The sequence below is a fragment of the Zoogloea oleivorans genome (assembly GCF_008107625.1).
In the GTDB taxonomy this organism is placed as follows: Bacteria; Pseudomonadota; Gammaproteobacteria; order Burkholderiales; family Rhodocyclaceae; genus Zoogloea; species Zoogloea oleivorans.
Genome location: NZ_SDKK01000042.1, coordinates 1 through 26,607, shown reverse-complemented (window position 1 = coordinate 26,607; position 26,607 = coordinate 1). Strand labels below are relative to the sequence as shown.

The 26,607-nt window shown below is 54.1% G+C and carries 20 protein-coding genes; 12 read left to right on the top strand and 8 right to left on the bottom strand.

The window, feature by feature from the left end:
• Positions 1-124 precede the first annotated feature (124 nt).
• The 7 genes from ETQ85_RS24560 to ETQ85_RS24530 all read left to right on the top strand — a co-directional run bounded on the left by ETQ85_RS24560 (position 125) and on the right by ETQ85_RS24530 (position 6,176).
• Positions 125-565 (top strand): NAD-dependent epimerase/dehydratase family protein, encoded by a 441-nt coding sequence (locus ETQ85_RS24560; protein ID WP_281283129.1) that lies wholly within the window; start codon positions 125-127, stop codon positions 563-565.
• Positions 558-1,685 (top strand): ATP-grasp domain-containing protein, encoded by a 1,128-nt coding sequence (locus tag ETQ85_RS24555; protein ID WP_148581637.1) that lies wholly within the window; start codon positions 558-560, stop codon positions 1,683-1,685. The genes ETQ85_RS24560 and ETQ85_RS24555 overlap by 8 nt, the downstream gene beginning before the upstream one ends.
• The gene (locus ETQ85_RS24550; protein ID WP_148581636.1) at positions 1,672-2,346 is read left to right on the top strand and encodes a hypothetical protein; all 675 of its coding nucleotides are present in this window, start codon (positions 1,672-1,674) and stop codon (positions 2,344-2,346) included. Before ETQ85_RS24555 ends, ETQ85_RS24550 begins: the two co-directional genes overlap by 14 nt.
• Positions 2,347-2,507: 161 nt before the next feature.
• Positions 2,508-2,867 carry a hypothetical protein gene (locus tag ETQ85_RS24545; RefSeq protein WP_148581635.1) on the top strand — a complete coding sequence of 120 codons (360 nt, stop codon included), beginning with the start codon at positions 2,508-2,510 and terminating at the stop codon, positions 2,865-2,867.
• Positions 2,868-2,899: 32 nt separating this feature from the next.
• A complete protein-coding gene (locus tag ETQ85_RS24540; protein ID WP_148581258.1) occupies positions 2,900-4,258 on the top strand; it encodes an IS1182 family transposase in 1,359 nt (452 codons plus the stop codon).
• Positions 4,198-4,971 carry a glycosyltransferase family 2 protein gene (locus tag ETQ85_RS24535; protein WP_148581634.1) on the top strand — a complete coding sequence of 258 codons (774 nt, stop codon included), beginning with the start codon at positions 4,198-4,200 and terminating at the stop codon, positions 4,969-4,971. The genes ETQ85_RS24540 and ETQ85_RS24535 overlap by 61 nt, the downstream gene beginning before the upstream one ends.
• A complete protein-coding gene (locus ETQ85_RS24530; RefSeq protein ID WP_148581633.1) occupies positions 4,968-6,176 on the top strand; it encodes a radical SAM protein in 1,209 nt (402 codons plus the stop codon). Before ETQ85_RS24535 ends, ETQ85_RS24530 begins: the two co-directional genes overlap by 4 nt.
• Before the next feature lie 71 nt (positions 6,177-6,247).
• On the opposite strand, the gene ETQ85_RS24525 is transcribed toward ETQ85_RS24530, so the two are convergent.
• The 5 genes from ETQ85_RS24525 to ETQ85_RS24505 are packed head-to-tail and all read right to left on the bottom strand — an operon-like array spanning position 6,248 to position 16,248.
• Positions 6,248-6,832 (bottom strand): 4Fe-4S single cluster domain-containing protein, encoded by a 585-nt coding sequence (locus ETQ85_RS24525; protein WP_148581632.1) that lies wholly within the window; start codon positions 6,830-6,832, stop codon positions 6,248-6,250.
• Positions 6,833-6,835: 3 nt separating this feature from the next.
• Positions 6,836-8,698: an AAA family ATPase gene (locus ETQ85_RS24520; protein ID WP_148581631.1), complete on the bottom strand. Its 1,863-nt coding sequence runs from the start codon at positions 8,696-8,698 to the stop codon at positions 6,836-6,838.
• Positions 8,695-9,840 (bottom strand): coiled-coil domain-containing protein, encoded by a 1,146-nt coding sequence (locus tag ETQ85_RS24515; protein ID WP_148581630.1) that lies wholly within the window; start codon positions 9,838-9,840, stop codon positions 8,695-8,697. The genes ETQ85_RS24520 and ETQ85_RS24515 overlap by 4 nt, the downstream gene beginning before the upstream one ends.
• Positions 9,824-12,244 (bottom strand): PIN domain-containing protein, encoded by a 2,421-nt coding sequence (locus ETQ85_RS24510; RefSeq protein ID WP_148581629.1) that lies wholly within the window; start codon positions 12,242-12,244, stop codon positions 9,824-9,826. Before ETQ85_RS24510 ends, ETQ85_RS24515 begins: the two co-directional genes overlap by 17 nt.
• Entirely contained in the window at positions 12,241-16,248 is a 4,008-nt protein-coding gene (locus tag ETQ85_RS24505; RefSeq protein WP_222862297.1) for a DEAD/DEAH box helicase, read from the bottom strand. The genes ETQ85_RS24510 and ETQ85_RS24505 overlap by 4 nt, the downstream gene beginning before the upstream one ends.
• 559 nt (positions 16,249-16,807) lie before the next feature.
• Here ETQ85_RS24505 and ETQ85_RS24500 point away from each other — a divergent pair.
• On the top strand, positions 16,808-17,185 hold the full coding sequence (locus ETQ85_RS24500; protein WP_148581628.1) for an IS3 family transposase: 378 nt from the start codon (positions 16,808-16,810) through the stop codon (positions 17,183-17,185).
• Positions 17,186-17,538: 353 nt separating this feature from the next.
• On the top strand, positions 17,539-19,362 hold the full coding sequence (locus ETQ85_RS24495; RefSeq protein ID WP_148581627.1) for a phage integrase family protein: 1,824 nt from the start codon (positions 17,539-17,541) through the stop codon (positions 19,360-19,362).
• 188 nt (positions 19,363-19,550) lie between these two features.
• Here the strand turns inward: ETQ85_RS24495 and ETQ85_RS24490 are convergent, their stop codons facing one another.
• From ETQ85_RS24490 to ETQ85_RS24480, 3 genes are all read right to left on the bottom strand, one after another.
• The gene (locus ETQ85_RS24490) at positions 19,551-20,612 is read right to left on the bottom strand and encodes a replication protein (RefSeq protein ID WP_148581626.1); all 1,062 of its coding nucleotides are present in this window, start codon (positions 20,610-20,612) and stop codon (positions 19,551-19,553) included.
• Positions 20,613-22,169: 1,557 nt separating this feature from the next.
• Entirely contained in the window at positions 22,170-23,210 is a 1,041-nt protein-coding gene (locus tag ETQ85_RS24485) for a ParB/RepB/Spo0J family partition protein (protein ID WP_148581625.1), read from the bottom strand.
• Positions 23,207-24,364: a ParA family protein gene (locus tag ETQ85_RS24480; protein WP_148581624.1), complete on the bottom strand. Its 1,158-nt coding sequence runs from the start codon at positions 24,362-24,364 to the stop codon at positions 23,207-23,209. Before ETQ85_RS24480 ends, ETQ85_RS24485 begins: the two co-directional genes overlap by 4 nt.
• Positions 24,365-24,858: 494 nt before the next feature.
• Here ETQ85_RS24480 and ETQ85_RS24475 point away from each other — a divergent pair, with 494 nt between their 5' ends.
• The 3 genes from ETQ85_RS24475 to ETQ85_RS24465 form a co-directional block, all read left to right on the top strand.
• On the top strand, positions 24,859-25,728 hold the full coding sequence (locus tag ETQ85_RS24475; protein WP_148581623.1) for a hypothetical protein: 870 nt from the start codon (positions 24,859-24,861) through the stop codon (positions 25,726-25,728).
• 1 nt (position 25,729) lies between these two features.
• Positions 25,730-26,002, top strand: coding sequence for a DUF4258 domain-containing protein (locus ETQ85_RS24470; protein ID WP_148581622.1), 273 nt, complete (start codon positions 25,730-25,732; stop codon positions 26,000-26,002).
• 22 nt (positions 26,003-26,024) lie between these two features.
• Positions 26,025-26,607: hypothetical protein (locus ETQ85_RS24465; protein WP_148581621.1), on the top strand; the 583-nt coding region annotated here is incomplete at its 3' end.

Genomic DNA, 26,607 nt, shown 5'->3' with positions numbered 1-26,607 from the left:
CTGCATCGGTGAATTTGATTGCGTTCGTCCATCGACAACTGGCTGTAGTGATTTCCCATGCATACACCCTACCAAATCGGGGTGTTGCACTTCAGTCTAGAGCGCGCCCAGGGTAGATACGCGCATCGCTCGCATCTTTAATACGTACGGGCCGGGCATGCAACGTGATGATGGCCGTGTTGTCAGTAATTTTGTCACCCGTATCCTTGACGGCACACCCATCGACATCTACGGCGAGGGTCACCAGACGCGTTGCTTCTGCTACGTAGACGACATGATTGAGGCTTTGATCGCTCTCATGATCAGCGATTGCGCTACGCCCGTTAACCTAGGGTCAGACCGCGAGGTGTCGGTCACTGCACTGGCGCACCTTATTGGTCGGGTGCTAAAGATGCCGGTTTACTTGCGTCATACTTCTGCATTGATCGACGATCCACAAGAGCGCCGCCCCGATCTGGAGAAGTGCCACCGAGTGCTAGGCTGGCAAGCCACGACAGAGTTAGAGGTAGGTTTGCTGAAGACGGCTGCATTTTTCGCTCAAATGCAAGAACCTAGCCATGCCTGACTATGTGATCGCAGGTGCCTCGTCGATCGAGGATATTCCGCAATTCGTTGAAGTTACCAAGCAAGCAGGGATAGCAGTGCTGCTCCTAGAAAACGCGACGATGTCAGAGTACATTCCGGCACCGCACCGCACGCTGGTTAGCTGCAGTGAAAACCTCCCAGATAGCAGTGCTCCTGTTATCCCACTCAATGAATTTTGGGTAAGCCGGGCGATCCGAGCTGGTGTTGCCAACATTTCTCCGGACGCGTTGCATGCCAGCCGTTCCAAGCACTATCTCTCTACTCGGCTTACTGCATCCGGTTTACATAGCTTGCAAAGGCGATATCTTGAAGACATAACGGCGCCTTATCCTAACCACTATCTGGCTCGGCTCGATGCAGCCTATTCCGGCTATGGCATTGTTCGCCATGTTGAAGCGGGACACTTTGATCCCATCGCGATCGCTCGGGCAGTGCGAGAGGACGCCAGCTGCATCATGCTCTCCGTGCTCGACAACGAAGCCGTCCGGGTCGTGGTGGAAGACTATCTAGACGGAGATGAGTACAGCGTCGACGTGTTTGTTCGCCAGGGCCAGCCGGCCGTGTTGCGCCTATTTCGCAAGATCATCGTCTGGATCCACGGAAGGCCGGTGTGTGACAGTTACATTGCAGTACCACACGACCCTGCCTTGTGCAAAACCATCTACGAGTGGTGCTCAACCCTGTACAGCGCAGGTTGCACTAGCTTTGGCCAGTTCGACTTCATCGTAATCAAAGGGCAAGCTTACGCACTAGATTTTTCCTGCCGCATTGGCGGAGGTCTGGACGCCATAAAGCGATTTGCGGACATTTCCAGCTATACCGCCTTGGCACTTGCGGGAAGTACGCCGTCTTTCGCGCCGTTTACGGTGCAAAAAAATGTGCTAGCGCGCCTATCCGGCCGTCTGGCGAAATTTACTTGCAGGTTGCCACATGCGTACCAAGTTACAGTCCGCAAGAACGTCGGTGACTTGCTGCCGGAAAACCTAAGCAGTTCCAACGCCAGGATCGCCGAGATCTGCTTTGCAGCCCACGACTTTGGCAATGCCATCGCCATGGCACGGAAACTCGATGAAAAGGTGATCATAGATGTCCATGACTGATAGCGACGAACTGACCTTTCTGCTGTCCAGCTTTTTCGACCTAATGGGCGGCGGTCCATCAGAAAGCGAATTGTCGGGCCGCTTGCGCGCTATCAACAAACTGGATGATCTAAATATCATTGACAGCGATCTGGATGATCCGCTGTGGCGTGTAGTACCACAGATCATCATGCATCGCTTCGGATTAGCAGCCTTTCAGTCTTTCAAAGCCCGACACAAGGCTGGCGCATCCTTTGTCTTCGTACATCCTGCCCATAGCCATATCGTGCCACAACTGCAAGATGGATTGCGCCAGCGCTGGACAGTGAACGAGCCTATCTCACGCGAACTAACGCCCGAGCTAATTTGCGGCCTGTACGGTGGCTATCGCTGGCACGCGGCCTATGCTGCGGCTTGTAAATACAGAGGAGACATCGGCCGGCTAGCTACGATACTGCCTCTTTCTCCTTGCTCCGATGTGATGTTACAAGACCTTATCGCCTACAAAAACGACAACCGTGCCAACTTGGCGGAAAAGATCGTCATTCCCCGCGAAAACCTTGGCCAAGTGATGGACGGGATAATCCAGGCATTTCATTGCCCCGATGTGATTGAAAATTCCCGCCAGTTGATGAACCTCGGCCTAGCCGATTCGATCAAGATTTCAGATAGTCATGCGTAATAGCGCCATACATGACTGCCACAACAACTCGGCCGACCTGCTTTCGAACGTTGCCCTAAATGGCGTTGTCGCCCGTGAGCCACAGTCCGACGGGACGTACGATTATGGCGTCCCGATCGAATTGGATCACCTCTATGTGCTCAGCGAACGAGAGAGGGCGCATGTCTGAACTGGCCATCGTCACCTACCTACGCGGGCAGGAACGACTAACACCGGAACTAATCGAAATAGGCAACCAGCTGCACCTAAGATATCCGGGCTTAGTCATGGAGTTGTATGTGGAGTCGGCGCACGCATTGCACGCGCCAGATGCTGACTTTCCCATCCGCGTTACTCATATCCAGGGGACCAAGTACCGTAAGCTGTTGCATGCGTTGCAGGGCACAGATCATCGTTATCTACTTAGCTTGGACAACGACATCGCCGCCGACATCCCAGGTTTGCTTCATTTGGTTACGCAGACCATGGACGGCAATTTCGACCTAGCAGCCTGTCGGACTAACGCAGCGCGAATGGGATAATGCGCACTTGCCCACCGAACTGATCCTGAGAAATGAGCCGCTTCCATCCTGTAGACCGCCAGACCGGTTATCTGCTCCCGCCCTCGGTCGATGAATGGCTGCCGGAAGACCACCTTGCCCGGTTTATTGTTGAGGTGATTGATGGACTCGACGTCAGTGCCCTGGAGAAAGCCTACGCGGGTCGTGGCAGCGCGGCGTATCACCCCTCGGTATTATTGGCATTGCTGGTGTATGGCTACGCCAACGGCGTCTTCTCAAGCCGAAAGATAGAGCGGGCGACCTACGACTCGGTGGCGTTTCGCTTCATTGCGGCTGGCACCCACCCTGACCACGACACCCTGGCGAGCTTTCGTCGGCGCTTTCTCGACGAGTTGGCTGGCCTGTTCGTGCAAGTACTGGAGATGGCGCGGGAAATGAAGCTCCTGAAGCTGGGCACGATCAGTCTGGACGGTACCAAGATCAAGGCGAACGCCTCGCGCCACAGCGCTTTGTCACACGGGCATATCGAGCAACTGGAAATCCAGCTCAAGGCAGAAGTTGAGTCCTTGCTGGCGACGGCCGAACAGGCCGACCAATCCGCCGTGCCGGATGGCATGAATCTGCCGGAGGAAATTGCTCGACGCCAGGCCCGACTGGGGGCTATGGCAGCCGCCAAGGCCAAGATCGAAGAACGTGCGAAAGCCCGCTTTGAGAAAGAGCAAGCCGAGTACGAAGGCAAGTTGGCGCGTCGAGAAGCCAAGGCTAAGGAAAGCGGCAAGAAACCCGGTGGCAAGCCGCCGAAACCGCCGGTTGCCGGGCCGAAGGCGCAAGACCAGCTCAATTTGACGGATGAACAATCGCGCATCATGCCGGTTGCCGGCGGCGGCTTTGAGCAAGCGTATAACGCGCAGGCAGCGGTTGATACGGGCACGATGCTGGTTGTCTCACTAAACGTGACGCAAGCCTGCAATGACAAGGAACAGGTGGTGCCGATGCTTGAGCAACTGGCAGCGCTGCCGGCCTCACTGGGTCGGCCGCAGGCACTGGTGGCGGATACGGGTTTTTACAGCGCCAAGAATGTCAGTGCCTGCGAAGAGAGCAGTATTGAGCCGTTCATTGCGGTGAAGCGGGATGAGCATCATCCGGCGCCGACGGAACGCTTTACCGAGCCGGCTGCCTTGCCAGCTGATGCCACGCCCGCCCAGGCCATGGCGCACAAGCTGAAAACGAAGGCGGGCCGAGCCCTCTACGCGTTGCGCAAGCAAACCGTCGAGCCCGTGTTCGGCATCATCAAGTCCGTGCTGGGCTTTCGTCAGTTCTCCCTGCGCGGCCTGAAGAAAGTCACCGGTGAATGGACACTGGTTTGCCTCGCCTGGAATTTGAAGCGCATGGCCGTATTGCGTCCGCAGTAGCAAAAACAAGGGAAAATCGTGCGTCTTACGACAAAAATCAGCGAAATTCGGCCTTTCAGGCCCCATTTTATCGACCTGGCCGGTTCAAGACCGACAGGCTGCTAGGTTGGGGCCGGATTCAGTCGCGCAAAGTGTCCAACTTCATCTCGCGCCTGGTGGAGGTTGACAAGCTGCTTTCCCATACCGTGCTGCGACCTATGCTGTGGCGAATGCACCTCGGCGTGACAATTCCCGGCCAGTGCTTCCTGCTCAAGACAGCTAGCTTTGAGGGTACTTTGCCTAGCACAGATACCTTCCTCGACGACCTATCCATCGGGCTACATGCCGCCAAGCATCACCTGCGCTATCACTATGCCCAGAACGTAGTAGCCTTCGAGTTGCCGTCCTACTCGTTTTCAGCGCTATGGAAGCAGCGCTTGCGCTGGGCCACCGGCTTTCGGCAGTCGGTGTCATGCACCACTTTGTCCCGGCAGGATCGCCGACTGCTGTGGATCCACGCCTTTTGTTATCACCTGCTACCCATCCTCCATGTGGCCACACTCGCGGCACTGGCTCCACAAGCGCCACTAGCCTGTGCTGGCTGGCTGGGTATACTCGGGCTAGCCATTACCCGGAGCCATCCACAAGCGCTAGGTGCGGCACTCGCTTACCCGATCCTTTTTCCGCTATTCCATGTGGGATGGTGGCTGCGTTTCTTTCACATCAAACCATGATCCTTGCACCTGAAACAGATTTGAAGGCTGAGATTCTCACACGCGGGGTAGTCTTTACTCCCGCAGCAATCGACTGTGCTACGCGCATGGGCGCCAAGGGCCAAAATCTCGTCTATAACGCGCCCAAAGGTTTTGCCCGTGAGCGCCCTCAAGAATTATTCCTTGAGGGCGAAGACGGTTATAGCACTGTAGTCTCTTGCGTGTCAGCCCACGGCAAACGTAGCCCCGTCACAGTGGACGTAGCCACCTCTGGAGAATTGGTGTGTCGCATAGGCGAACAGTCCGCCAGTGATGGCGTTACGGTCAGCTTCGTTAAACAGCCGGAGTATTACGCACAGCGCCTGACCAGCGGAGATCTCGCCCTGAAGTACATTTCGGCCTGCGGCTATGATGAACTAAACATCATTCCTTGGAAGGGCTGCCTCATTTCCAACGTCTGCAGGTTTTGCGGTGTTAACAACGTAGCCGTGAAAAATCCAAACGACGCGTTGCATGCAGCGCACCTGCGGCCTGGAGCCCTCGGCTGGGAAGCTATGAGGGCGTCCTACTTAGGCAACCTGTCGGAATCGATCGACTTGGCGTTACAGGCAGAGTGCTATTCAGATCACATGCACGTAATACTCATCTCTGGCAACCTGCCCGACGACCAACTCGATAACCAAGCCGATATCTATTGCGACATCACTGCCCACATTAAGGAACAGGTTGCGCCAAAGAGCACGGAAGGTATTGTTGCGGTAATGACACCGCCGCACGATCTGGCTCGGTTGAACAAGCTCAAGCAAGCCGGGGTTGCCATTGTGGTATTCAATCTTGAGGTGGGTAACGACCCTTGGTTCAGCAAGTATTGTCCCGGAAAGAGTGCGCTTGGACGTGATTTCTTCATTGATCGACTCAAGCACGCCGCCACCGTGTTCGGACGTGGCAAGTCCTGGACCAATTTCGTACTGGGACTAGAACCGGTAGACGAACTGTTAGCCCTGTGTGAGGAGTTGGCCGAGCACGGCATCGTTTCCAGCGCCAACGTGCTGCATGTAGACGAAGGTAGCCGTCTCGACTGCGACCCACCAACAAAGGAAACTGTTATCCGCTTCTTCCACGGGCTAGCACAAATAAACCATAACAACGGATTCGAAGCTTTTTATTGCTCCAAGGCCTTACGCACCAGCCTGTCCAACGAATTTCAGGACGGGCGCTGGGCATAGAGGTCTTAGCGAGCTAAGGGGCTGGCGAAAGATGGTATCGGTCGGGGCTTACAACTCACAGATGGAAGCTTTTAGCGCAAGACCTTTTCTGGCCACCCATTTATAAACACCGATCCATCTGATTTCAGGCGAACCTCAAGCACACGCTCGACTTCACCATCACTTTCAATCCGCACATCGTAACGCGCTGTCAGGTAATGAAATTGTTGATTCGTAGAACCTGCCCAACGGCGACTATGCTCCGGTAAATTCGCGTCATACGGACCATCTACCAACACATCCGTGTAACGAAGTAGTTGATCAGCACCAGGTAATTGCAACACATCAAGTTCGCTTTTTGTATATCCGCTGAATACCATCACCGACAGCCCCAGTGACTGCGCTCCTTGCGCAACGACAGCCAAGCCTTGCGCTTGCAGCATAGGCTCGCCGCCGAGGAAGGTCACCCCTTCAAGATCATGCGCATGATGTGCATTTTCCAGCCAGTCGAAAACCGATGAAGCCGAAACAAGTTCACGCTCGGTCAGCTGCAGATACGCTGGGTTGCAGCAGCCTCGGCAACGCTTGTTGCAACCTTGAACCCACAATGCAGCTCTTCGCCCCGGCCCTTCTGCTTCGGTACAAGGTAGGCGAGATGCCATGTTCAGCCAATGCACATTTCACTCCAACTCGAATAACAATTTTCCCCCTGCAATATGAACCTCAATTGCATTTCCCCGGATCTGACCAGGATCGGCCATTTTCTCAAATAAAAAATCAGCTAGTGGATCAATCAGCTTATTCGTCAGTGCATTGGGGACGCCGCGACCGCCCGTTCCGCGATCCACCTCCCTGACAAGCAAAGCCAGTATCTCGGCTTCCCTAACCAGCCTCAAATCCGAAACACCCCATTTATCCTTCAGCCCTTTGCGCAACGGCTCCAACTTAGCGCGGGCGATATCAATCAAGAAGCTATCGTCACGCATGAAGTTGAAAGGAATAATGTTGGCTTCGCCAATGCGTCCGAGCAATTCTGGGCGTTTTAATTCGTGCACGAAATGCTGTCGCACCTTTTGGATGAATTCATTGCGCACATCCTGGCTCTCATGGTGCACTTCGGCTGCGCCAATATTCGATGTGAAGACGATTACGGTATCCGAAAACAACACAGTTTCGCCCTTGCCATCGGTCAAACGCCCATCTTCCAGAATTTGCAAAAACTTATCAAGGATGCGCGGGTGTGCCTTCTCGATTTCATCAAACAGCAGCAGGGAAAATGGTCTTTGCTTGACCGCATTGGTCAGCTGCCCGCCCGCTTCGTAGCCCACATAACCAGGCGGTGCCCCCACCAACCGCTGGTCAGCATGCTCGTGGTTGAACTCAGACATATCGAAGCGAAGGCAGGCTTCTTCGTCGCCGAAGAGAAATTCGGCAATGGACTTCGCCAGTTCAGTTTTTCCTACGCCCGTAGGACCGACAAAAAACAGCACGCCCTTGGGCGTGCGTTGCCTGTAGGAGTGTTGAAGTCCCGAAAGTCCCGTGAAGGCGCGCACGAGGATGCGCCGTACCGATTCAATGGCCTCGCCTTGACCTTTGACACGCCGTCCCAGCGTTTCGACAATGGTCTGAAGTTTTTTGTGATCCAGTTGCTCCCAAGGACTGTGCCTGCGGCCGTGGCGATACAGGTTGAGTAGAGACAACGCACTTGAGACTTCAGTCTCCTGTCGTGAAAGTCGTGCGAGATTGTGAATGTCGCGGATACACTGGCCTTCCAAGCCATCCACGAAATCAGCTAACTCTCTTCCGCCTTGCTGCAAAGGGGGCTGCAGCCGAAACACTTCTTTCAAACCCAGTACGGCAGACTCGCGAATTTGTCTTGCCGGCAAGGGAATTCCTATTTCCTTAAACAAGGGGTTGTTCAGGTAGATGGATGGTGGCAACACATTCAAGCCCCCACACAACAACACCAGCAGCGATTGCGGCTGACCAATGCTTTCAGCATTGCGAACCACAGCGGCATCACGGGTAGCCTGCCCCAGGCGCAGTAGCCATCCGCGCTCATTCTCACTCAACGAATTGATGCTACCAAATAGATAATGAGACCAGTCCAAGACAAAAGCGACAGGCTTTTCGGTTCGCGGTTGTCTCAGCCATTGCGCAGCAACGGTCAGTAAGTCATCCGCGCTTGCCGTGATGCTGCTGGATGCGGGGCTCGCCATAGGTGCCGGCGGCAAATCCCCCATGTCATAGGCACTCCCCTCAGATATGCTTTCTCTTACGGAAGCTGGTGTAACTGAGCTTTGCAATTCCCCCCAAGTCCTCGCATCAACGCCGCTGACACCATTGACGCGGTTCCAGAAAACTACATGCTGATACCCACGCTGACGCAGCAGGTTCATCAACGCGGCTGGTAAAGCAATCCATTGCCCTGGAGCCTCGGGGTTGGATGTCAAATCCCCGGTGTTTCCATGCAATATCACACCGCGCCGTATGCCACATTCGCGGCGAAAGTCTTCCTGCCACGGCAACAAAGCTGAACTCATTTGCTTCTCTCCTGTGTCGCATCAGGGTAAGGACGAGCGTCTTGATCCTGATCATCTGGATTGACCCAAATCACGCGCTTGTCACTCAAACTGATTCCGTAAGCATCTTGTAGCGTTGCCATGACCGGCGCGATATCTTTCTCGCACGTTTTGCCTTTGTATTGATGAAACTTGTAGCTGAGATGGCCGCTCAAGTTGACGCGGAAATCTGCCTGGGCACCAGCAGGGCGACGGGCTCGAATCAGCACTTGGTCTTCCCCTTGCGATACAAGAAGCTCTGGCCTATCCACAACAAAACCAGCTTGTTGCAGTGACTGATACACCGCACGCACGACTTCACGGCGTTGGCTTTCGTCTACGGCAGCTTTGTCACGATCTTGCACCAGTTGGTTCAAGACTTCAGCCTGCTCTGTTGGAGCAAGTCCTATTGCATGAGCCAATGCCTCACGCAACTTGGCAGCGCGTTCGCCACCGTCCTTATTCGCTTCCTGCTCCAATTGCTCTCTTTGCAGCGTCAGTACATCGGCCACGACCTCGCGTTGCACACGATCTTTCATTTCTTGCAACTGGCGTTCAGCGTCCACTTCATACCGCTGCCGAACTTCGCGCAAGGCGGCTGAAATCTGCGCTGAGGTCATGTTGTGGGCAGCATTGCCAAGTAGTCGCTCCCGTAGTTGCTGCAACTCGGCAAACGCGGCGTTGAGTGCGACAGGCGTGCTCCAGCCACTCAAGCCCTCGCGCCATGCTGTTTCAAGTTCTGCTCTTAGCTGCAACTGTCGCTCGAACTCAGCTTGCTGCGCTTTACGGAATGCCTCAGCTGCGGCTAGCTCAGCCTCTTGACGGGAACGGCGCTGCTCACGCGCAAAACGTGGTAAGCCGTGGAACCGACCACTCAAGGCGCGACTCATATCTCTGGCAGCAAACGGATCAGACTCTAGCAAAGCCTCCATGCGCCAAAGTTCAGAGCTCAACTCACGAAACTCTACTGGAATTACATCGTCCAGCCCTTGGCTGGAGACATCATTCATTAAGCTGCGGTAGCGCTCAAGGAACGGACGCGTCGTGTCACGCACGCGCTGTCGATCAAGCTCTTGTTTGCGTTGTAGTTTAATTTGGAAGTGATATTCATCTGCCCGACTCATGGTTATATTTCCTTCTATTTTTTTTATCTTTCTTCCGTGAATGTATGCTTGGCGCAGCAGCGGGCACAAGGCGCACAGGCGCATATGACTTGGAATCTTGCGTGTTCAGGCCAAGTGATTGCGCCTTGTTCCGTAAGTTGATGTCATTACTCACAAACAACACATCATTCAGCCGAAAGAATAACGCCGTTGAAAGAATGGCATGGTCGGGCTGCATGGAATCCCATTCAGCAGGTAGTAAGGCTGCATAGTCTGTTTCATGGCGGAGATGGGACGAGTTTGCATCCAACTGGCGGATAGCCGCGCGTGCCTTGACCGCGCGAGTCTCATCTTCACTGCTCTTCAAACCATCCAGCTCGCTCAGCACACGACGCGGCACCACCAAAATATCGCTGGAACTCAACCCTTTCAAAAGCTCAGGATGTTCCATCAGAGCGCTGGTATCCAGCACGACGATGCGATGCCCAATCTCGACTGGTGCCAAATTCTCCTGCGCCAGAAGGCTCCAGCTTTCCACCGCATCATTCAACGCATCCCAGAGGGGCAACGATACCTTTAGATCGCGGAAACTCCCCGCAGCGTTGCGCCAAGCACGCACAGCATCCCAGGCATGAGGGGTCAAGGTACGCACCTCCATTTTTTTATCAGCCGCCGCTTTCAACGCTTCCTCGCCGATACTCCGGTAAACATCCTGAACGGCCTTCTCAATGTCCTGCACCGACTGCTGTAAGGCGTGTGGGCCATACAGCTTCGATTCCTTGCGCTCCAATACGTTTTCCAACCACACACGCCGCAATTCGACGGAGAGCAATTCTTCGGGAATTTCAGTGGTGGAAGGCAAGGCAGATCGAAGCTTAGCCAACGACTCCAAGGTGCGAATGGGGGCCGCATGACGCAGCAGCGCGGCTTGCAGAGGCACAGCCTTGTCTGCACGCAACATCTGAGCCACCTGGATCAAAAGAGAAATGATTTCTTCAGGCTCAAGCTGATTGGGCGTATGCCTCAACGACTCATCAATGGCTTTTGCCAGAGAACCTTCCCACGCAGATCTCCAGTCTTTCCTGTCGGGCAGCCACAAACTAATGGCCTGTGTAGCGGGTTCGACCAATGCAATCAGATCGTCCAGGGGCTGTTCAGCACGCGTGGCAAGCCACGGCCAGAGAGTTTCTCCGATTGCATCGACATCCCGCCACGCTAGCGGCATGAAGGCAATGCGTGGGTCATCGGAGTGCTCGCAAGTGTCTTCTAATTCGCTGCTCAGCTTGGCCCAAAACACGGTTGCAGCCTGGTCGTTCAAAGTAACCGCCAAGCCACACAAGCGCGGTTGTCCGGCCCAGTAGAGGCGGAGGTTACCGGCCACTTCTACTTGAGCACTCGCTCCGCCAACCTGGGGCAAGGATAAACTACGAAATCCCGTCATCAGTCCTGAGGGAATGGGCACAAGCAGGGTCAACACGGTCGGTTGTTTACCATCGGCAACCAATTCCGGTGCGCTCACTTCTGACGACAAAACGATGGTGGGTATTGCTACATCCGCCGCCGCAACGCCTTGCGCAACGATGCACAACCGTGCTCTGACTGCGCCCCCATTAGTAGCAGCAATGGGATGAGCAGTGCGGGCATCCCCTATAACAGAAGAGTCAATAACGGGAAGCAGAGCATTCGGCTTGCTTGTCAGTGCATCGGCAAGCAAAATTTCCCATGCCAGTTCGGATTGTGCTTGCTCCAGCCAGCGCTGCAATGCTGCATCACGCGGGGCATGTGCGGACAGCACACCGTCCTCGCTGCACGAGATCTCTAGTCGGCGCTCTACCCATCCCGCTGGCTGCACCACGGGCACGATGCGATCTATAACTGTCGCAGGGTTCTTCCAGTCATATGTTTCCTTCGCTATGGCGCGTTCAACTTGCGGCAACGGATTTTGCGGCCTCAAAGAGTTGTTGTCGGCACTGCCGATGCTCATGCTGCTTTGCCTCGGCAGCCAACCATCCTTCTTGACCGGTTTGATCTCATCGCCGATAGGGTCGTAGTGATGACTGACTTTGATCGTACGCGAACGCACCGGCAGGCTGTCGCTGCGCAAAAATTGCAAACCATCAGCAGTCAATTCAAGCTCAGTTAGAGGTGCCTCAAGCGTATCCAGAGCGTACCGTCTGGGCAGAGCACCCAAAGCGGAAAGTTCAGATATGCAGCCTTCCAGCAGTTCACGCACATCGCCTGCGCCCAGTTGATCGCGAAAAACACCCAACAAAGACAAGTTCTGTTTGTCTGGCAACTGGAGCCCAGGATCACACAGTCGTAACACCATCCGTTCGAACACTGTGGGCTTACGCTCGGTGTGATAGGTCACATCGGAATCAATGCGATACAAGGGCAAGGGAACGGAAATTTCAGCCAGCTTCATGCGCGGCCTCCCCGATTACCGTAGTTATCGCCCTTGAGCGCAGCCGTCCGATTGGGTGGGGTATTGAACCTGCCACGCTGCTGTTGTGGCTGCTGGGGCAGCATGCCTGGTGACATCAACTGCCTTGCTGGAACCAGCCGTGCATCGCGTTCCAGTTGATCCAGAATGTCTTTGTAAACGGCTCGCTTCACGCTGCCTGCGCTGTCCATACGCGGCAAATCCACCTCATAGGACGAATACATGCTTTTCGCGCCAAAAACGATCAGCAACTCCTGCGCGCGAGAAAATGCCACATTGATAAATTCAAACCGAGCGACATTGGCCTTGCTAGAACGACGCCGAGGCTGATTGCCCGATCGCAAAGGGTCGTATCCATCGTGGCGCACCATGCTGACCAGCACGATCGACTTTTCCTTGCCCTGATAGCGAATCACGGTATTGACTTCAACATCGAGAAATTCATATCGGCCATTGGCTCCCTGCGGGCGGCGGCGGCGGATGGCAGCGCGAATTTCTCGACATTGGTTGGCGTAGAAAGACACCACGCCGACTTTGCGCTTGTTTGATCGCGAGTAGCCCTGTGCGGCAGATTGCCTCTCGATTTGCTCTAGCGTTTCGGCAATCAACTCCGCTTCCAGGCGATTGGTGCGCCGGGGCTGCTTACCGTCCATGTCTTCACGGTGAATCTGGTTGTGCAGGTTGTAGGTTGTGTCCACCCACAATGCATGGTCGTCCGAAGTTAGCAGTGGCGAGCCACCGTCTACATTCTCCAATATCAGTCCGTGAACACGACGAAGCTTAGGGTCTGGGTCGTCGTCAGGCCGAAGGAGGCCGCATTCCAACTGGCCTTCGTAAAAATGGTTCACCATCGACATGATTTGCGGGTGCATGCGGAACTGCACATTAAGTCGTGCCCGGATTGCATCATCCGCCATCTCGAAATGTGACTTGAACAATGAGGCTGTAACCATCTTCTCGAAGCGGCGCAGATTATCGCGGGTCAGCAAGGTCTGCGCTTCTGATGAATTGCCTGTGCTGTCCTCCTCAGCGTTAGCCGCTTCATTTTCCTCTGCTTCATCCATGAAGCTACGGGCTTCATCGCCCTCCTGAAACAGCGGCGGCAACTGGCGGTGATCTCCAACTAACACGGCGCGGCGCGCGCGCATCAAGGGCATCAGCAATTCCAGCGGCGTAGCCTTACTTACTTCGTCAATGATGGCAACATCAAAACTCGTCTGCCCAGAATCGTCCAGTGTGCGCTCGTTTTCGTTGCAGGTAATGGCCACTACATTGCAGCTCGCCAGAAAATCCGCGCCAAGATGGTGCCAGTCTTCTTCTGCGGCGTTGTTGCGGCGTAAATCGTGCATCCAATCTTCCAGCAACGGCCCCCATGTCTGGCGTTCATGCAGCTGGCTCGCCTGACGTTTCTCCAAGGCATTGATGACTTGAGCGACGGTTTCGATGCGCTGCGACAAAGTTGAAGTTGGTTCTAGTGGCAATCGGTTGCCTTGCGTGATCGCCTCGTCCTGCAACAGGGCCTTAACCTTCTGCTCATGCTGCCTGCGCTGCGCGTCCCAGTTATCCAGCTTACTTTGGGCGCTGCGCTCCTGGTTCCGTGCGGCTCGGACAATGCCATCGTTCGGGACTTCGGGCACGGGCTGGGACAACTGAGTCTGTAGAGATTGTTTCAGAATCTCGATGGCCTGATCGATGACCGGCTCCGCACTCTCCAGCGCTGTCAGGCTGGTACTCATTTCGTCAGCAAGTTGGGTCGCGTTTCCATTGGGGGCGCACCATTTGCTAGCTTCGTGAAACAGCCCGTCATAACGGCTGCGGTCCAAGCCCACACCAGCCTGCTCCAATTCTTTGAGCTCCTTGCGCGTTGCTCTCCATGCATCTACGAAAGCATCGTCCTTCTCCATCTGCTCCTCCAAGGCTTTGACCTCGTTTCGAAGCGATTCAATACGTAGCCGGGTGCTGGCATCCTGAATCGGGCTGCCTGCAGCTTCACGCAGGCGGCGAATATCAGCAGCAATGGCTTCTCGCACATTCGTGAAGCGTCGCCACACGGCCAGCATGTGCGCCAGCATTGCGCCTCGGCTACCTGCATGGGTTAGCCAATCGTCCATCGAAAACTTTACGAGCAAGCCTCCCCCCCCACAGGAAGCAAGACCTTGCACCAGATTATTGGCAGACAGTTCTACATCTCTCAAGTCGTCATGTAGAGTTTCGGCTTCGCCTTGCAACAAGGCCTGAATGCTGTGCAGGCGCTGACGTTTGGCCTTTTCTTCATCCAGCATCGCGCAGGCCGCGTCATACGCCTGCAGAGCCTGCGTTGTCTGCCTACGGGCTGATGCCAACTCTGTTTCAAGCGGCCCGCGTCTGGTGTTCAACTCTTCTTCGTCGTGCAACACAAAAACCGCGCGCTCATGCCACTCTTGCAAGAGACGTAAATCTTTGTCTCCGCGCTTCCACACTCCAAGACTGTCTTCGGTTTGCACTGCTAAGGCCTTGTAGTAACGCCGCATGGATGCCTGCCCAGTGAAGGCCGCGCCATCTTCCGTCACTTTGCGTTCATCCCGTGCCAGTCGCACAACACGCAAGGAACCATCATGGCCTAGCCTGTCCAGCGCGTTGTCCACGGCAGTATGCGCCTGCGATGCCAGCAACACCCTTTGCCCGCGCCGCGCCAGTTGGACAATGGCCTCAGCGATCACCGTGGTTTTACCCGTACCCGGCGGCCCTTGAACCAAACACAAATCCGGCGCGGAAAGAATCTTGACCACGGCTTCTTTCTGGGCCGAGTTGAGCTTGTCGTTGGCCCATTGCGTCACCGGCTCCAGACGCTGTGGAACGGAAACCTGTGCAGCCTCAAACAGATAATCAGTCAGATACGGCGCATAACCACCCTGTTCCTGCAACTGTCGCAGCGCCTGCTGATGGCGTTTGATCAGGCTCATGTCACCCGCCGTTGAAATGGACAGAAAGCCGGACTCCGGGATTCGGCTTAAGATGCGCTCGCGCAATGCATCTGACTCCTCAGCGTTGGCGAGATCATTCGCGTCGTCTTCAGTCAATGAGACGGTCAATTCAGCAAGCACGGGCGTAGGCCAAGGACATTTCGACAAGTCGTCGTCCTTGGGTAATTTCCTATCTTTCGGTAACGATGCAGGCTCCGAGAGTTTGCCGGCCTGCCCCAGCCGAGGAAGGCGTCGTTCCTCCCTTTCAGGCAATCCGAACATCCACGCTTCTTTGGATTGCCCAACCTGAAAGGCCACCAGATCATCACGTCCCAAGGCCTTGCGGTCCTTTTGCAAAGCCTGTGCGCTCTGCGAGACCAAGGAAAAAACCAACTGTTCGTCACGCCATTCACGGCTGATGTAGCGCAAACCGCGTGCCTTGTGACGTATGAGGCTCTCTTTCCATCGAAGAAATTCAGTCCACTCTGCCAACTGTTTTTCGGTTTGCTGCGTGATTAGCGGCAAGTCGGCCAGCAGTTGTGGCGTGAGCAGATTATTGACGCGCTGAATGCGCTGCTGGCCCGGCGTGAATTGAAGACTGTCATGCACGGCAAATGCAGTGACTTCGCGCTCGAAAGATCGCGCAGGCAGATCGGCAGTCTCAATGAAGTTGCTGATGAGAAAGATCGGAGAAGATGATTCAGTGGGCCATCTTCCCAGGGCGATGAAGGCGCATCCTTCCGGAAAAGGCCAATCCCGACCAGCGGCGTTAACTCTAATCGCCATCTGTGCGTATCTTGGATTCTGCTTGTCCCGCTGCCGATTGGATACATAGCCAGTGATCGGCATGTTGTTTGGAAAAAGCGACTCAAAAAGAACTTCTGCCCCGTTGCGGCCATTGCACAAGTCTTCGAATGTCTTATGGCGGCGCTGAATATCGATTACTGCCGAATTTATAAATCGACTATTCATGTCAAGCGCAGCATACAAATTCATCACAAACCTAACCTTAACTTGTTGTACTGTTGATGAACATTTCAACATCCTAATTCACAGCAACTCACGGATTTGCTGCTCGTCTGCATCCAAGGACTTAAATATTCGATATTCCGTACTGTTGGCCTTGTTGCACAAATCGTCAGAGAACCTCGGCCTTTGAGTTCTGCGTGGTAGTCCGCTCAGTTTGTCGCCTTGTATCTACCCCACGGGCACTTGCCATCACTCATGCACACAGACTATCAGTTGAGATTGGAGATTTGTGCAACAAGGCCAAGTAAAATCGTTAAAAGTGACTATTTCCACAGTATATTTGTGATTTTTACCAAATAAACTGGATTGAAGATGCCTCTCTGTTGGCATGAATACTTGCCAGTTTGAAGTTGCCCCGTTTCTGTGGACTCTTCATCCTTCAGGAACAGGGAGTCCGCCATGCCCGGCCGAACTGTCGCGGGAGTTTGGCCATCACTACACAAACAATCATGATCTGGCTAGCCCAGGCGGCCCGCGATGAAGGCAAGCCCCTGCCGGGCGGGGAAGGTCCGTAGAGTGCAGAGCGTGGGGAACTGGTGCACCTAAGTCGAGAATTGCGCCAGGTGAAGATGGAGTGCAACATCCTGGCAAAGGCTACGGCTTAGTTCGCCATAATGAGCGATGTGGATTCGTCGAACTCTTCGAACTCGTGATGGCGAACCAAGCCGACTTTCCCCGTACCCAGTGTCGTGTGTTCCAAGTATCGCCCAGTTTCTACGCATGGTATGAGCGCCAGCCCATCCGTCGTGCGATCGGCAATGCGGCGCTGATTGAGTGGACCAGAACGATCCATGCTGATTCCTACGGCACCTACGGTCGGGCGCGGGTTCATGCTGAGTTGATCGATCAGGGAGTGAAGGTCAGCAGCAAACGGGTGCCTGATGCGTCTGGCCGGACGGCGCGGTGTGAGCCGGCGACGACGGGGCTTTGTCATCACCACACGGCGGGTTAATCGACATGGTAAGGCACCTGATCTGGTCAAGTGCTGCTTCACGGTCAATCAGCTCAACATGCTGCGTGCGGCGGACATGACCTACGTACGTCGAGCTTGCCGAAGCGATCGCAAAGCTCTCAGATGATGACGTGGAGCTCGATGAGACAGAACTCCTACTGATCGCCTCAGAAAGAGCATGTCATCCCAAGCGAAGACGCTCTCGAGCTGTAGCTGCAGCATGAACAAGTTCAATCGCTTTTCTGAAACCCGTTCAAGTGTGATAAGTCTTATTATCACTCTTCGATTTATAATGTCGAATGCGGGTTTTTGGGTTCTTTGGAGACGTCCAGGCCCAGGTAATTGAGGAAAACATGGCTCAAAACACAGTCGTCGCCCCCGAAGAGCCGCACTACACGCGCGCCGACTTCACAGCCCTCCGGGCGTCCCTGAACAAGCTGGACATCTCGTTCATCGCTGGCAACTACTACACTGAGGACGACCTGGAGGAGCTCGGCTGCGAGTCGCCCTCTGACCTGCAGGGCCGCCTCGACGACATGCGGGATCACCTGATCAACCGGGCTTCAGCCGCCAATCCCCACATCGCAGACGCCCTCAGAAACGCACGGAAGTCGGCCAGGTGGTCCAAAGTGGCCTTGGATTTCTTGTTCCAGGCGGCTGAGTTTCACAGTAGCCAACCTCAGCCATCTGACTCAGTGACAGCCTGGCTCAAGCCAAGGGTCGCCAAGCACCTGCAGGCGGAAGGCGTCCGAACCCTCCAGGATCTCCATCGCCTGATCGAGCTGCGCGGCCCCTCTTGGTGGAGGCCGGTTCCGCGCCTTGGTGAGGGCAAAGCGGCCTCGATCCTTCGATGGCTCCAGCGGCACGAGAAAACCTTGGGTCGTCTGACGGTTATCGGCACCAAGACCGCTTCCGATGCCGCGCTGCCGGCCGTGGTGTTAGATCCCCATGGCACCAAGGCGATCCTGGTGCCGTTAGATGGGATCCGGCTGCCGGCGGAGCTGGACGGCTCGACAGGGATCAACCGGGCGGACAAGTTTTCGTTGATCTACGCACGCAACGACCTGGAAGCCGTCCAGGCGTACCTGGTCAAGTTTAAGAGCCAAAGCCACACGTTTCGCGCGTATCAAAAGGAGCTGGAGCGGCTTCTCTTATGGGCGATCTATAAGCGTCGCCGGCCGCTCTCTAGCCTCCTCATCGACGACTGCGAGCTGTACAAGCTGTTCCTGGCAGCCCCGGATCCGGAGTGGATCGGGCCGCGTACTAAGAGATGGTCACCACGCTGGAAGCCTTTCGAAGGCCCCCTCTCTCCAGCTTCTCAACAGCACGCCGTCACCATTGTTCGGGGCTTCTTTACGTGGTTGCAGGATGTCCGCTATCTGGCCGGCAACCCATGGATTGCGGTCGCCAATCCCCGGAAGGAGAAGCCCATCGAGAGCATGCAGATCGACAAGGCTCTCCCAGAGGATCTATGGAAAGAACTATCTCGAGAAGGCGGCTATCTTGACCAAGCCATCGCGCACCGGCCTGGCAATGAGCAGGCACAGATGCGCTTAGGTAAAGCCGCCCTACTCCTCATCGGGCATTCCGGAATCAGGCGGGAGGAAGCTGCGACAGCGACACGCGGGCGACTCAAGATGATCGTGAACGCCGGGATTCCGCTGGCTGAATTGGCTGTGCTCGGCAAAGGGCTCAGGTGGAGGACGGTGTTCATGCCGGATGCGGCTGTCCAGGCGATCCGAGAGCACTGGGAAGACAGGGGCCAGGATTTTGACGATCTCAAATCTCATGCTGACAGTCATCTGTTGTCGCCGATCATAATCCCTTCAACACCTACAGCTTCCCAAAAGCACCTACAAGAGGACAGTGGCCAGGCGCACGGTTTCGTACCAGGATCCTTGTGGAGGATTGTCACCAAGACGCTCAAAACCGTGGCGGACGATCAGCGGATCGAGATGACGAACCAGGAACGGGAGATCCTTCGGCACCGGGCGACGCATGCGCTGAGGCACACTTTTGCTACGGTCGCCGTGGGAAACGAGGTTCCGCTGGACGTCATGCAAAAGCTGTTGGGGCACGCGAGTTTGGATACGACATCTATTTATGTCCAGGCGGAGCGGAAGCGCTCCATTGCTGAGATGTCCAAGTTCTTTGGGGGTGACAAGCAGGGCAAGTAGTGGGAGATTTAGTCGACTAAATTTTGATTAATCCATTGATTGCCTGAGGGAATCAATGATTTTTTCTGTAGGTCTGCATCGCAGCAAGCCAACCCCGGCAACGTCCGGGGTGGCGTCATCCACCTGCCCTGCGCAACCAAAGCACTTCCTTCTTCACGCCCCGGCCGCAGGCCCAACCCAGCCCTCTTTTACGCCCAGACACGCGCTGGCCGCAACAGAAGACTCCCCTCTTCCACAGCTTTCGCGAACCGGACGTTGGCCGGCATCGTCCGCCGAACACCGGTCTCATCGTAGCCCTCAATGTAGCCAGATTCGCCGGACGCTCGCAGTACCCCCAACATCCGCCCTGCCCTGCCGATGACCTCCATGCCGCCGCACCTGCTCAGCAAATCGCGGAGCTTATCGCCCAGGCGCTGACCTTCGCTTGCCGTAACCGTCGCCGGATCGGGAGCCTGGATCATCAATGTCCGTGCAAAGTCCCTCTGCTGCCGAACCACGGCGGCCAGGTAGGCAAACACTTCTTTTCCGCGCTTCGAGCAGATCCGTCCCCACACCAGCTTTACGGCGTCACCGAGTTTGCCCGCGTTACCAGCCTGACGAGCGATCCGCATCAGCAAACAGATTCGTGTTTTAGAGACGCCGAGCTCCATCAATGGGACCAACTCCGCTGGCAACCGGCTTTTTCTATCCGATTTTCCTGACGACTCCCCTACCCCATCAGGTCGTTCAGTCTTTTCTCGCACGCTCAGGGGTTGCTCTCCTGTAAGGAGTTGTAGACCAGTGGAACGTTCACTATCTTGTATACGGTCTATCACACTGATAGACCGGGGTTGTGGATAAACAGGCCTGAAGTCGACAAGATCCAGTTCCTCAAAGACCTGAGCCTCGGTCAGCTCTTGGCTTTCGCCGTCAAGACGCACAGTCGGCAACTCACCCCAGGCCATAGCGTCATCATCCACCCTACCCTGCCCTGCCCCATCCAAAACAGCCGGCACTGGCAGCCCGAGCATCACCAGCGCTTTACGCGTCAGCCAGATCCGGCTAATGGAATACTGCCCGTACTCCGCACGCGACAGCCGGCGTCCCTGTTCACGCGTGATGTAGCCATGCTTTTCTAGGGTTGCTAACCCACGAAACAAGGTCGGCAAGCTGCCCAACATGGCTTCAGCAAGCAAGGTTTCCCGCCTGGCAAAGACGGCATCGAGCGGCTTGCTCCGATCGTAAAAAGCCAAGATGCCATACAAGCTCATCCGAGCCGTCCGGTCCAAATCAAGGCAGTTGTAAGGATCAAGCGCAGCAGCTCGTGCACGCACGAGTGCTGCTGGAAGAAAGCGCGCTTTGGGCGCTATGCCTGGGCGCGGCTGGGCGCGCGGGGGCGAAGACGGCTCTACCGTCGTTGTAGGCATCCGAAAACTCCAAGGGTCTTCATGCCCGCCGTTCTTGTATCAACAATATGGCGTGCAAAATCCTTGACGTTTTCTGCGGTGGAGGTAACATAGCTCTTGTCACGGAGTTCTATGTTGGCTTCCCGGCTAGCAGAAAACACCAATCAAGTTGTACCGCATCTCGAAAAGCCCGCTAGTTCCCGCTAGCGGGCTTTTCTCATTCTGCGGCGTGGAATCACATCTAAGCGATCTCTACGCGATAAACAATCCTTTTCCCCCAGGGACCACCTCGGTCCCCGAATCGGGGTTGACGATACTCCAGTCCACGGCGGCTTGTCACGCCCTTTTTGACCGCCTCTCATAAAAAAATGACCGAAAATCAATGGCTTGCACGCGAAACACAAGTAAACCCATTTGGTTTAGTTATTCAAAACAGGTTTACTTGTGCGGGTGGATATACACTGAACAACTTGAAACGTATAAGCATAATTGTTCTAAGTGAACTTTTATGTCCAAGTGGCATTTTTGCCATGTGATTGATGAAAAGCCACTCTTTTGAATGAAGTTAACCAAGTTACTGATTGGCAACTAAGGGCGATCAAGTTAACACTTGGCGGGTCTCGGGCTCCGCGCTCTACTGTTATACATTCGTCCCTGACGGTTTTGAGTTGAAATGTTTCAATTATCGATCAGTGATAGTTGCGGCAATTCCTTGCGGTGTTAATGCACATTGAGTGCGACGGTATCCTTAATTTCCCTCTTTTTGAAACGTTTCAACTCCGTTCGCATTCGCTCACTAACGCAATAGCGTTCTTTAAGTCATTTGCGATGGTCCATCGCAAAACCTTTAGCGGGAATCGTTGTGAGTTGAAACGTTTCAACTCTCTTCCAGAAGCCGCTTCAATTCGTGCTTGAATGATTTGAAACGTTTCAAGTTCGGGATGGATGTACTTACGAAAGCAGTCGGGCATGAGATGAAAATTTCAACATTCCCTGAACCCAGGTCATGCCTACGTGGATGCGTTCAGTATTTGAACATCCCAAACCCTGACAATGTGCCCTGTCACTGCGGCAGGTAGAGACTGGAGTTGAAACGTTTCAAGTTGCGCTGGAGAGGCAATAGAACAGACAAATCCAAATGCTGAAATGAGCAGTCGTTGAAACATTTCAACTGTGCAGGACTGCCGTCACATTCGATGTAGGTGCGACTTGAAACGTTTCAAGTTCAGGAAGCGATCTATCGAGTAGTAGCCGGACGCTCAAAGTTGAAACGTTTCAACCCATGCAAAGATCGCCAAAATATCGTGATTCATGTAGTCGGTTAACGAAAAAATGGCGACATCTGTACTTCGTTGCGGAAGTGCAGACAAAAAAAGACCCGGAACTTTGTCCGGGTCTTTTTTCTTTGGTGTTGCCTGTATTTTAGTCTGTAGCTTCTTCCTGGGTAGCAGCCGGAGTAGTGCTAGTAACTGCGAACTCTTCGAGAAGTTCTTCAAGCCGTCTTCTGAAATCCTCAACCTTAGATTCTTCGACAGTGAGCGCCAGCTTGAAATCTTGACCGTTTTGCTTGAACGAACCGTTTGCGTAGTTAACTTTGGTGCCTGGAGCTTTCCGTGGCTTACGCGTTGTGCGTTGATGCTCAACGATCAGTTGCTTCTGCTCTTTTAGCCATGCGATCGACCGGTCTTCTTTTTGATAGCGATTGGCAAGCTTTAGAGCTTGATGAGCATCGACAGCATTGAAAGTCAGGTAAATCGGATAGACAGCATTAACAGTGAACTTTTGCGGATTGGCAAGAACGACATCCATAATCTCCGATGGAAGCTTCCAGAAGGATGAATAGTGAGACAGGACGGTCTCGTCGGTGCCAGTGAGCTGAGAAATCTCGACTAGACGCATACCGTCATCGAGCAAGCTCTTAAAAAACATTGCGCGATCGTAGTGGAAGTGCGCGGAGCGCTCTTCGTTCTGCTGATAGCCGAGAAATGCACCCTCCTTTTCAGTCAGATCAAAGTGGACTTCGGCAAGTAAGGCGTCTTTGATCTTGTGACGAACGCACGCGAGTACACGGGTCCAGCCGTCACAAATGATGTAGCGACCTGGTGCATCAGGGTGTGGGATGACATGAATGGGGTCGTGTTGACCCTGAACGCGAAGTGCCTCGGCGCGTTCGGCGACAACATCATCTGGATAAAGAGATCTCGGATGGAACCGATTTTGATCAATGAGTGCAACGGGGATCTCTTGGTAAACACGGCCGACAGCACCTTGTACCTGCATAGATGATTCAACAACTTCAGTAGGTCGCTCAACAACAGCGACATCTGTAGTCTCGATGTCATCTTGCATCATGAGCGCTTGACGCTTTTGCAAGTCATCGATGTTTTGTGCAGCAGGGAGCTTAAAGCCGCCCATCACGAGCGGCGGAAGTTCGCGACCGCGATCAGATCTGCGCTTAGTCATGCTGCTGCACCCTCAGCTGCCATGCGCTTCTCTGCCAGCGCCATAATTTTGTTCTGCATGTAGACAGCGAACTCTCTATATTCCTTCGAGCCTGCTTGAAGCGGCTTTTGGATCGTCAGCGGCATGTAGCCCTCTAGAGACTTCGGGAATTCCTCACTCGCCGAGATAGAGATGGGGGAGATGAACTCCTTGTATGGATTCAGCTTCCCTTGCATCCGGCCTACCCGACTGATATTGGCACTGTAGTTAGTCGGCAGGATGATGAGCTCGGGCGCCACGAAGACGCTCTCTTGCAGATCTTGGAGTTCCGCAAACAGCTTAGTCAGACCCTTGAGGGAGAACGCATCCATACGGATCGGAGCGAGCACGATGTCTGCAGCAGCCAGAGCGCATGTGGAAGTGCAGCTGACCGAAGGAGGGCAGTCAAAAATGATTACGTCATAACCGCTGAGATTGAAACCGGGAATCTTGCCAGCGCACGAGTCAGCCAGGAACTTCTTAAAGATCAAGTTCCGGTTGAGCTTCCCCGTGTAAAAAAGCAAGTTCTTCTCGATGTCGGACACATAGATGTCTGAAGGCAGCAAATGCGGCCCATGTTCACCGAAGGGTTTCTTGATCACGTCCTCCAGTGAAGGAATCCGGTCAGCGCCGGGCTTGCGTTCGAGGTAAGGGATCAAGACGGTGGCCAAGGTCTCTTTGACGATCGCTTCCTGATTGACGCCGTACTCTTCAGCTTCATCGGCAGTCAGGTCAGCTTCGTAGCCCATCATCTGGCTCGCGTTGGCCTGCACATCAAGGTCGATGACGAGGCAACGCATACCCAGGAGCTGGAGATGAGTTGCCAGCTCAACGGAAGAGGTCGTCTTGGCTGTGCCGCCCTTCATCACGCTTGTCGTGATGACAATAGGGACACCCGAATGAGGTGGCGTCTTGACGTATCCCTGGTCGCGCCGGTAGGCCGCCAGAGCAAAGATGACATCAGGCGTAAAAATGCGAGGAGAGGGAATGCCAGAAGCAGTCTCCTTCGCACGGCTTACCTGGATGCCAGAGTTCTCGCTGTAAACACGAAGGGTGTTTTCAGAGATGCCTAGAAGAGTGCACGCGGACTTGGCGCGGTAGGTGTGTGATGAGACATCTGCGTAAGTGCTGCGCATCGACTGCTCCCGAGTTTAGTTGAGGCGAATATATACCTCACACAACGTCGGGATCAAGTCTCATAGTTGGATTTATTGCGTTGCGTGGCAAAAAAGCCACTACAAAAGACCAAGTCAACAAGATGGCTACCAAGGCAGCGAAGCGAACGGATCGCATGATAAGCGTGCGAACCATCCAGTAATCTCAAGAAAACTGGCAGAGATTTGATGGATTTCCAGCCACGCGCGCCCGAAAAAACTCGAAATCTTGCTGTAAACAACGCCTAATCCTTAAGCACTATAGAAAGTATATATAAATCAGTAGCTAAGGTCGCATATACGAAATGTTGTCCACAGATTGTGTGGATGCATTCTGCACTGCTACGGTGTTGATTGAGGATAAAGTGTAGTTTTCTCAGAAAACTTCATTATTTGCTTGACGCAAACAACGCCGCTTGCCATACTGGGATCACTTAATGATTCTTTCCCAGAAAACATCACTTTAGGAGAGTGGAATGGCAAAAGAGAAAAGTGCTGCAGCAATCAAAGACGAACTCTTTGAAGACTTCTTTGACGCAGCATGGAACACCTTCATGGCCCTAGAGAGCCAGTTTCGAATCAAGGGGGTTATGGACCAGGTGTTCGGTGTTGATGCAGACCTGGACACGGCCAGGGAAAACCTTCGCAAGTCCCCATCTTGGCAAACGTTGATCGACGTGTACGAGTACGCGTACAACGGCGTTGAGCCCAAGAACGGTGGTCCTGAAGACATCGTAATCGATGGATCGGACGTTCTAAAACTCGTGACTAGCGAGAATTATTGGCCGTGCGCTGCCTGGGACAACATTATCTCTATGGCCGATGGGCGTTTTGGGCTGGATGAAGGCAGTCCGATCGATCTCTATAAAGTAGCTCTGCTGGCAAACGTCGACATTCGGACGGTTAGGAACGCCGTGAGTGCAGGGGAGCTGATCTCGTTTAAATCCAGTGATGAGCAGCGAGTGTTGGTGGAAAGCGCATCTGCGCGGCGTTGGTTGCTGGGTCGTCGTGGTTTCAAGTCAACCCTTAAGAGCCTCGACGGTGGCTATGAGACCATTGATACGATCAAGACGCCTGCAGCATTCGGAGCTTTCTTGAAGCATCAGCGTGAGCGCCTGAAGCTGGATGACAAGTTTGACAAGCTGATCGTTATGCATCCGAGCGCAACGATTCAGGCGCTGGAACAGCTGGAATCAGGCGTCTTTTCACTGCCACTTGATGCAGTGTTCCCGGTGGCTGACTTTTACGAGCTTGATCGAAAAGAGTTCTTGTTGTGTGTAATGCGCGTCTTCTTCTACGAAGAAATGGAAGTGCTGTCCAAGACCAACGAAGTCACTGGTGGATAACATGGCAGATCGTTACATGACAGACCATGCTCGTCAGAGACGTCAGCAGCGGGGGATCTCCGAGCTGCAGATTGAGCTCCTTCGGACTTTTGGAGAAGACCTTTACCAAAAGGGCGGTGAATGTCTCTGCTTCATTCCGGAAAAGAAGCTCATTCAGCTTAGGAATGCGCTGGATAAGCTGGGCAACGTGGCCATGATAAAAGGCGATGCAGGACAGGTCGTAACGGTCATGCACGTAAATCAACGAATCCGCCACACCCAGCACGTTGCCTAACCATACTATAAAAAGAGGATATATGGACAATACAATCTCTCTTCCGAAGCACGGCCGCCTTGATTGCTCATTGTGCTTCAACTCAAAATCAAGCTGCGCCCAGGATCTCGGAAAATGGAAGATGCGCAAAGATCCCGGCGCGTGGGGGAGTCAAGCTCCGAAGTACATGGTGCTTGGGTTCTCGAAAGGTGCCACACAGGCAGACATCTATCAAAGCGGAAGTTTTGATGATGTCGCGTTCGGTGGGGAAATTACTAGAGGGAATCTCACAAAAATCCTGAAGGCGGTAGGTATGCTGCGCCCCAACGAGTCAGTTAGCAATCGGATTCGTGAAGGCGAGAAAGAGTACCATTTCGGATCACTTATTCGCTGCAGCCTCTCCAGGCTGGATGAAAAGGAGTCGGCCAAAAAGGGCTACTCTGTTTATAAAACTTCTGGCGCTCTCATTACAAAATCATTCAAAGAGATTCCGGAAATCATTACCCGGTGCACGAACACTTATCTCTCCAAGATTCCAGAGTCGGTTAAAGTGATCTTTGTGTTGGGTGTTACGGACGCCTACATTAAAGGTATTCGCGACAGAATGAACCTTCGGAGGAAAGGCT

What these genes read in the sequence shown, in the direction of transcription:
- ETQ85_RS24485 (WP_148581625.1), bottom strand. Translation starts at nt 23,210, where the DNA reads ATGACTAAGCGCAGATCTGATCGCGGTCGCGAACTTCCGCCGCTCGTG.
- ETQ85_RS24515 (WP_148581630.1), bottom strand. Translation starts at nt 9,840, where the DNA reads ATGAGTCGGGCAGATGAATATCACTTCCAAATTAAACTACAACGCAAA.
- ETQ85_RS24535 (WP_148581634.1), top strand. Translation starts at nt 4,198, where the DNA reads ATGGACACTGGTTTGCCTCGCCTGGAATTTGAAGCGCATGGCCGTATT.
- ETQ85_RS24530 (WP_148581633.1), top strand. Translation starts at nt 4,968, where the DNA reads ATGATCCTTGCACCTGAAACAGATTTGAAGGCTGAGATTCTCACACGC.
- ETQ85_RS24540 (WP_148581258.1), top strand. Translation starts at nt 2,900, where the DNA reads ATGAGCCGCTTCCATCCTGTAGACCGCCAGACCGGTTATCTGCTCCCG.
- ETQ85_RS24470 (WP_148581622.1), top strand. Translation starts at nt 25,730, where the DNA reads ATGGCAGATCGTTACATGACAGACCATGCTCGTCAGAGACGTCAGCAG.
- ETQ85_RS24475 (WP_148581623.1), top strand. Translation starts at nt 24,859, where the DNA reads ATGGCAAAAGAGAAAAGTGCTGCAGCAATCAAAGACGAACTCTTTGAA.
- ETQ85_RS24550 (WP_148581636.1), top strand. Translation starts at nt 1,672, where the DNA reads ATGTCCATGACTGATAGCGACGAACTGACCTTTCTGCTGTCCAGCTTT.
- ETQ85_RS24490 (WP_148581626.1), bottom strand. Translation starts at nt 20,612, where the DNA reads ATGAGCTTGTATGGCATCTTGGCTTTTTACGATCGGAGCAAGCCGCTC.
- ETQ85_RS24495 (WP_148581627.1), top strand. Translation starts at nt 17,539, where the DNA reads ATGGCTCAAAACACAGTCGTCGCCCCCGAAGAGCCGCACTACACGCGC.
- ETQ85_RS24480 (WP_148581624.1), bottom strand. Translation starts at nt 24,364, where the DNA reads ATGCGCAGCACTTACGCAGATGTCTCATCACACACCTACCGCGCCAAG.
- ETQ85_RS24510 (WP_148581629.1), bottom strand. Translation starts at nt 12,244, where the DNA reads ATGAAGCTGGCTGAAATTTCCGTTCCCTTGCCCTTGTATCGCATTGAT.
- ETQ85_RS24545 (WP_148581635.1), top strand. Translation starts at nt 2,508, where the DNA reads ATGTCTGAACTGGCCATCGTCACCTACCTACGCGGGCAGGAACGACTA.
- ETQ85_RS24505 (WP_222862297.1), bottom strand. Translation starts at nt 16,248, where the DNA reads ATGTTGAAATGTTCATCAACAGTACAACAAGTTAAGGTTAGGTTTGTG.
- ETQ85_RS24520 (WP_148581631.1), bottom strand. Translation starts at nt 8,698, where the DNA reads ATGAGTTCAGCTTTGTTGCCGTGGCAGGAAGACTTTCGCCGCGAATGT.
- ETQ85_RS24555 (WP_148581637.1), top strand. Translation starts at nt 558, where the DNA reads ATGCCTGACTATGTGATCGCAGGTGCCTCGTCGATCGAGGATATTCCG.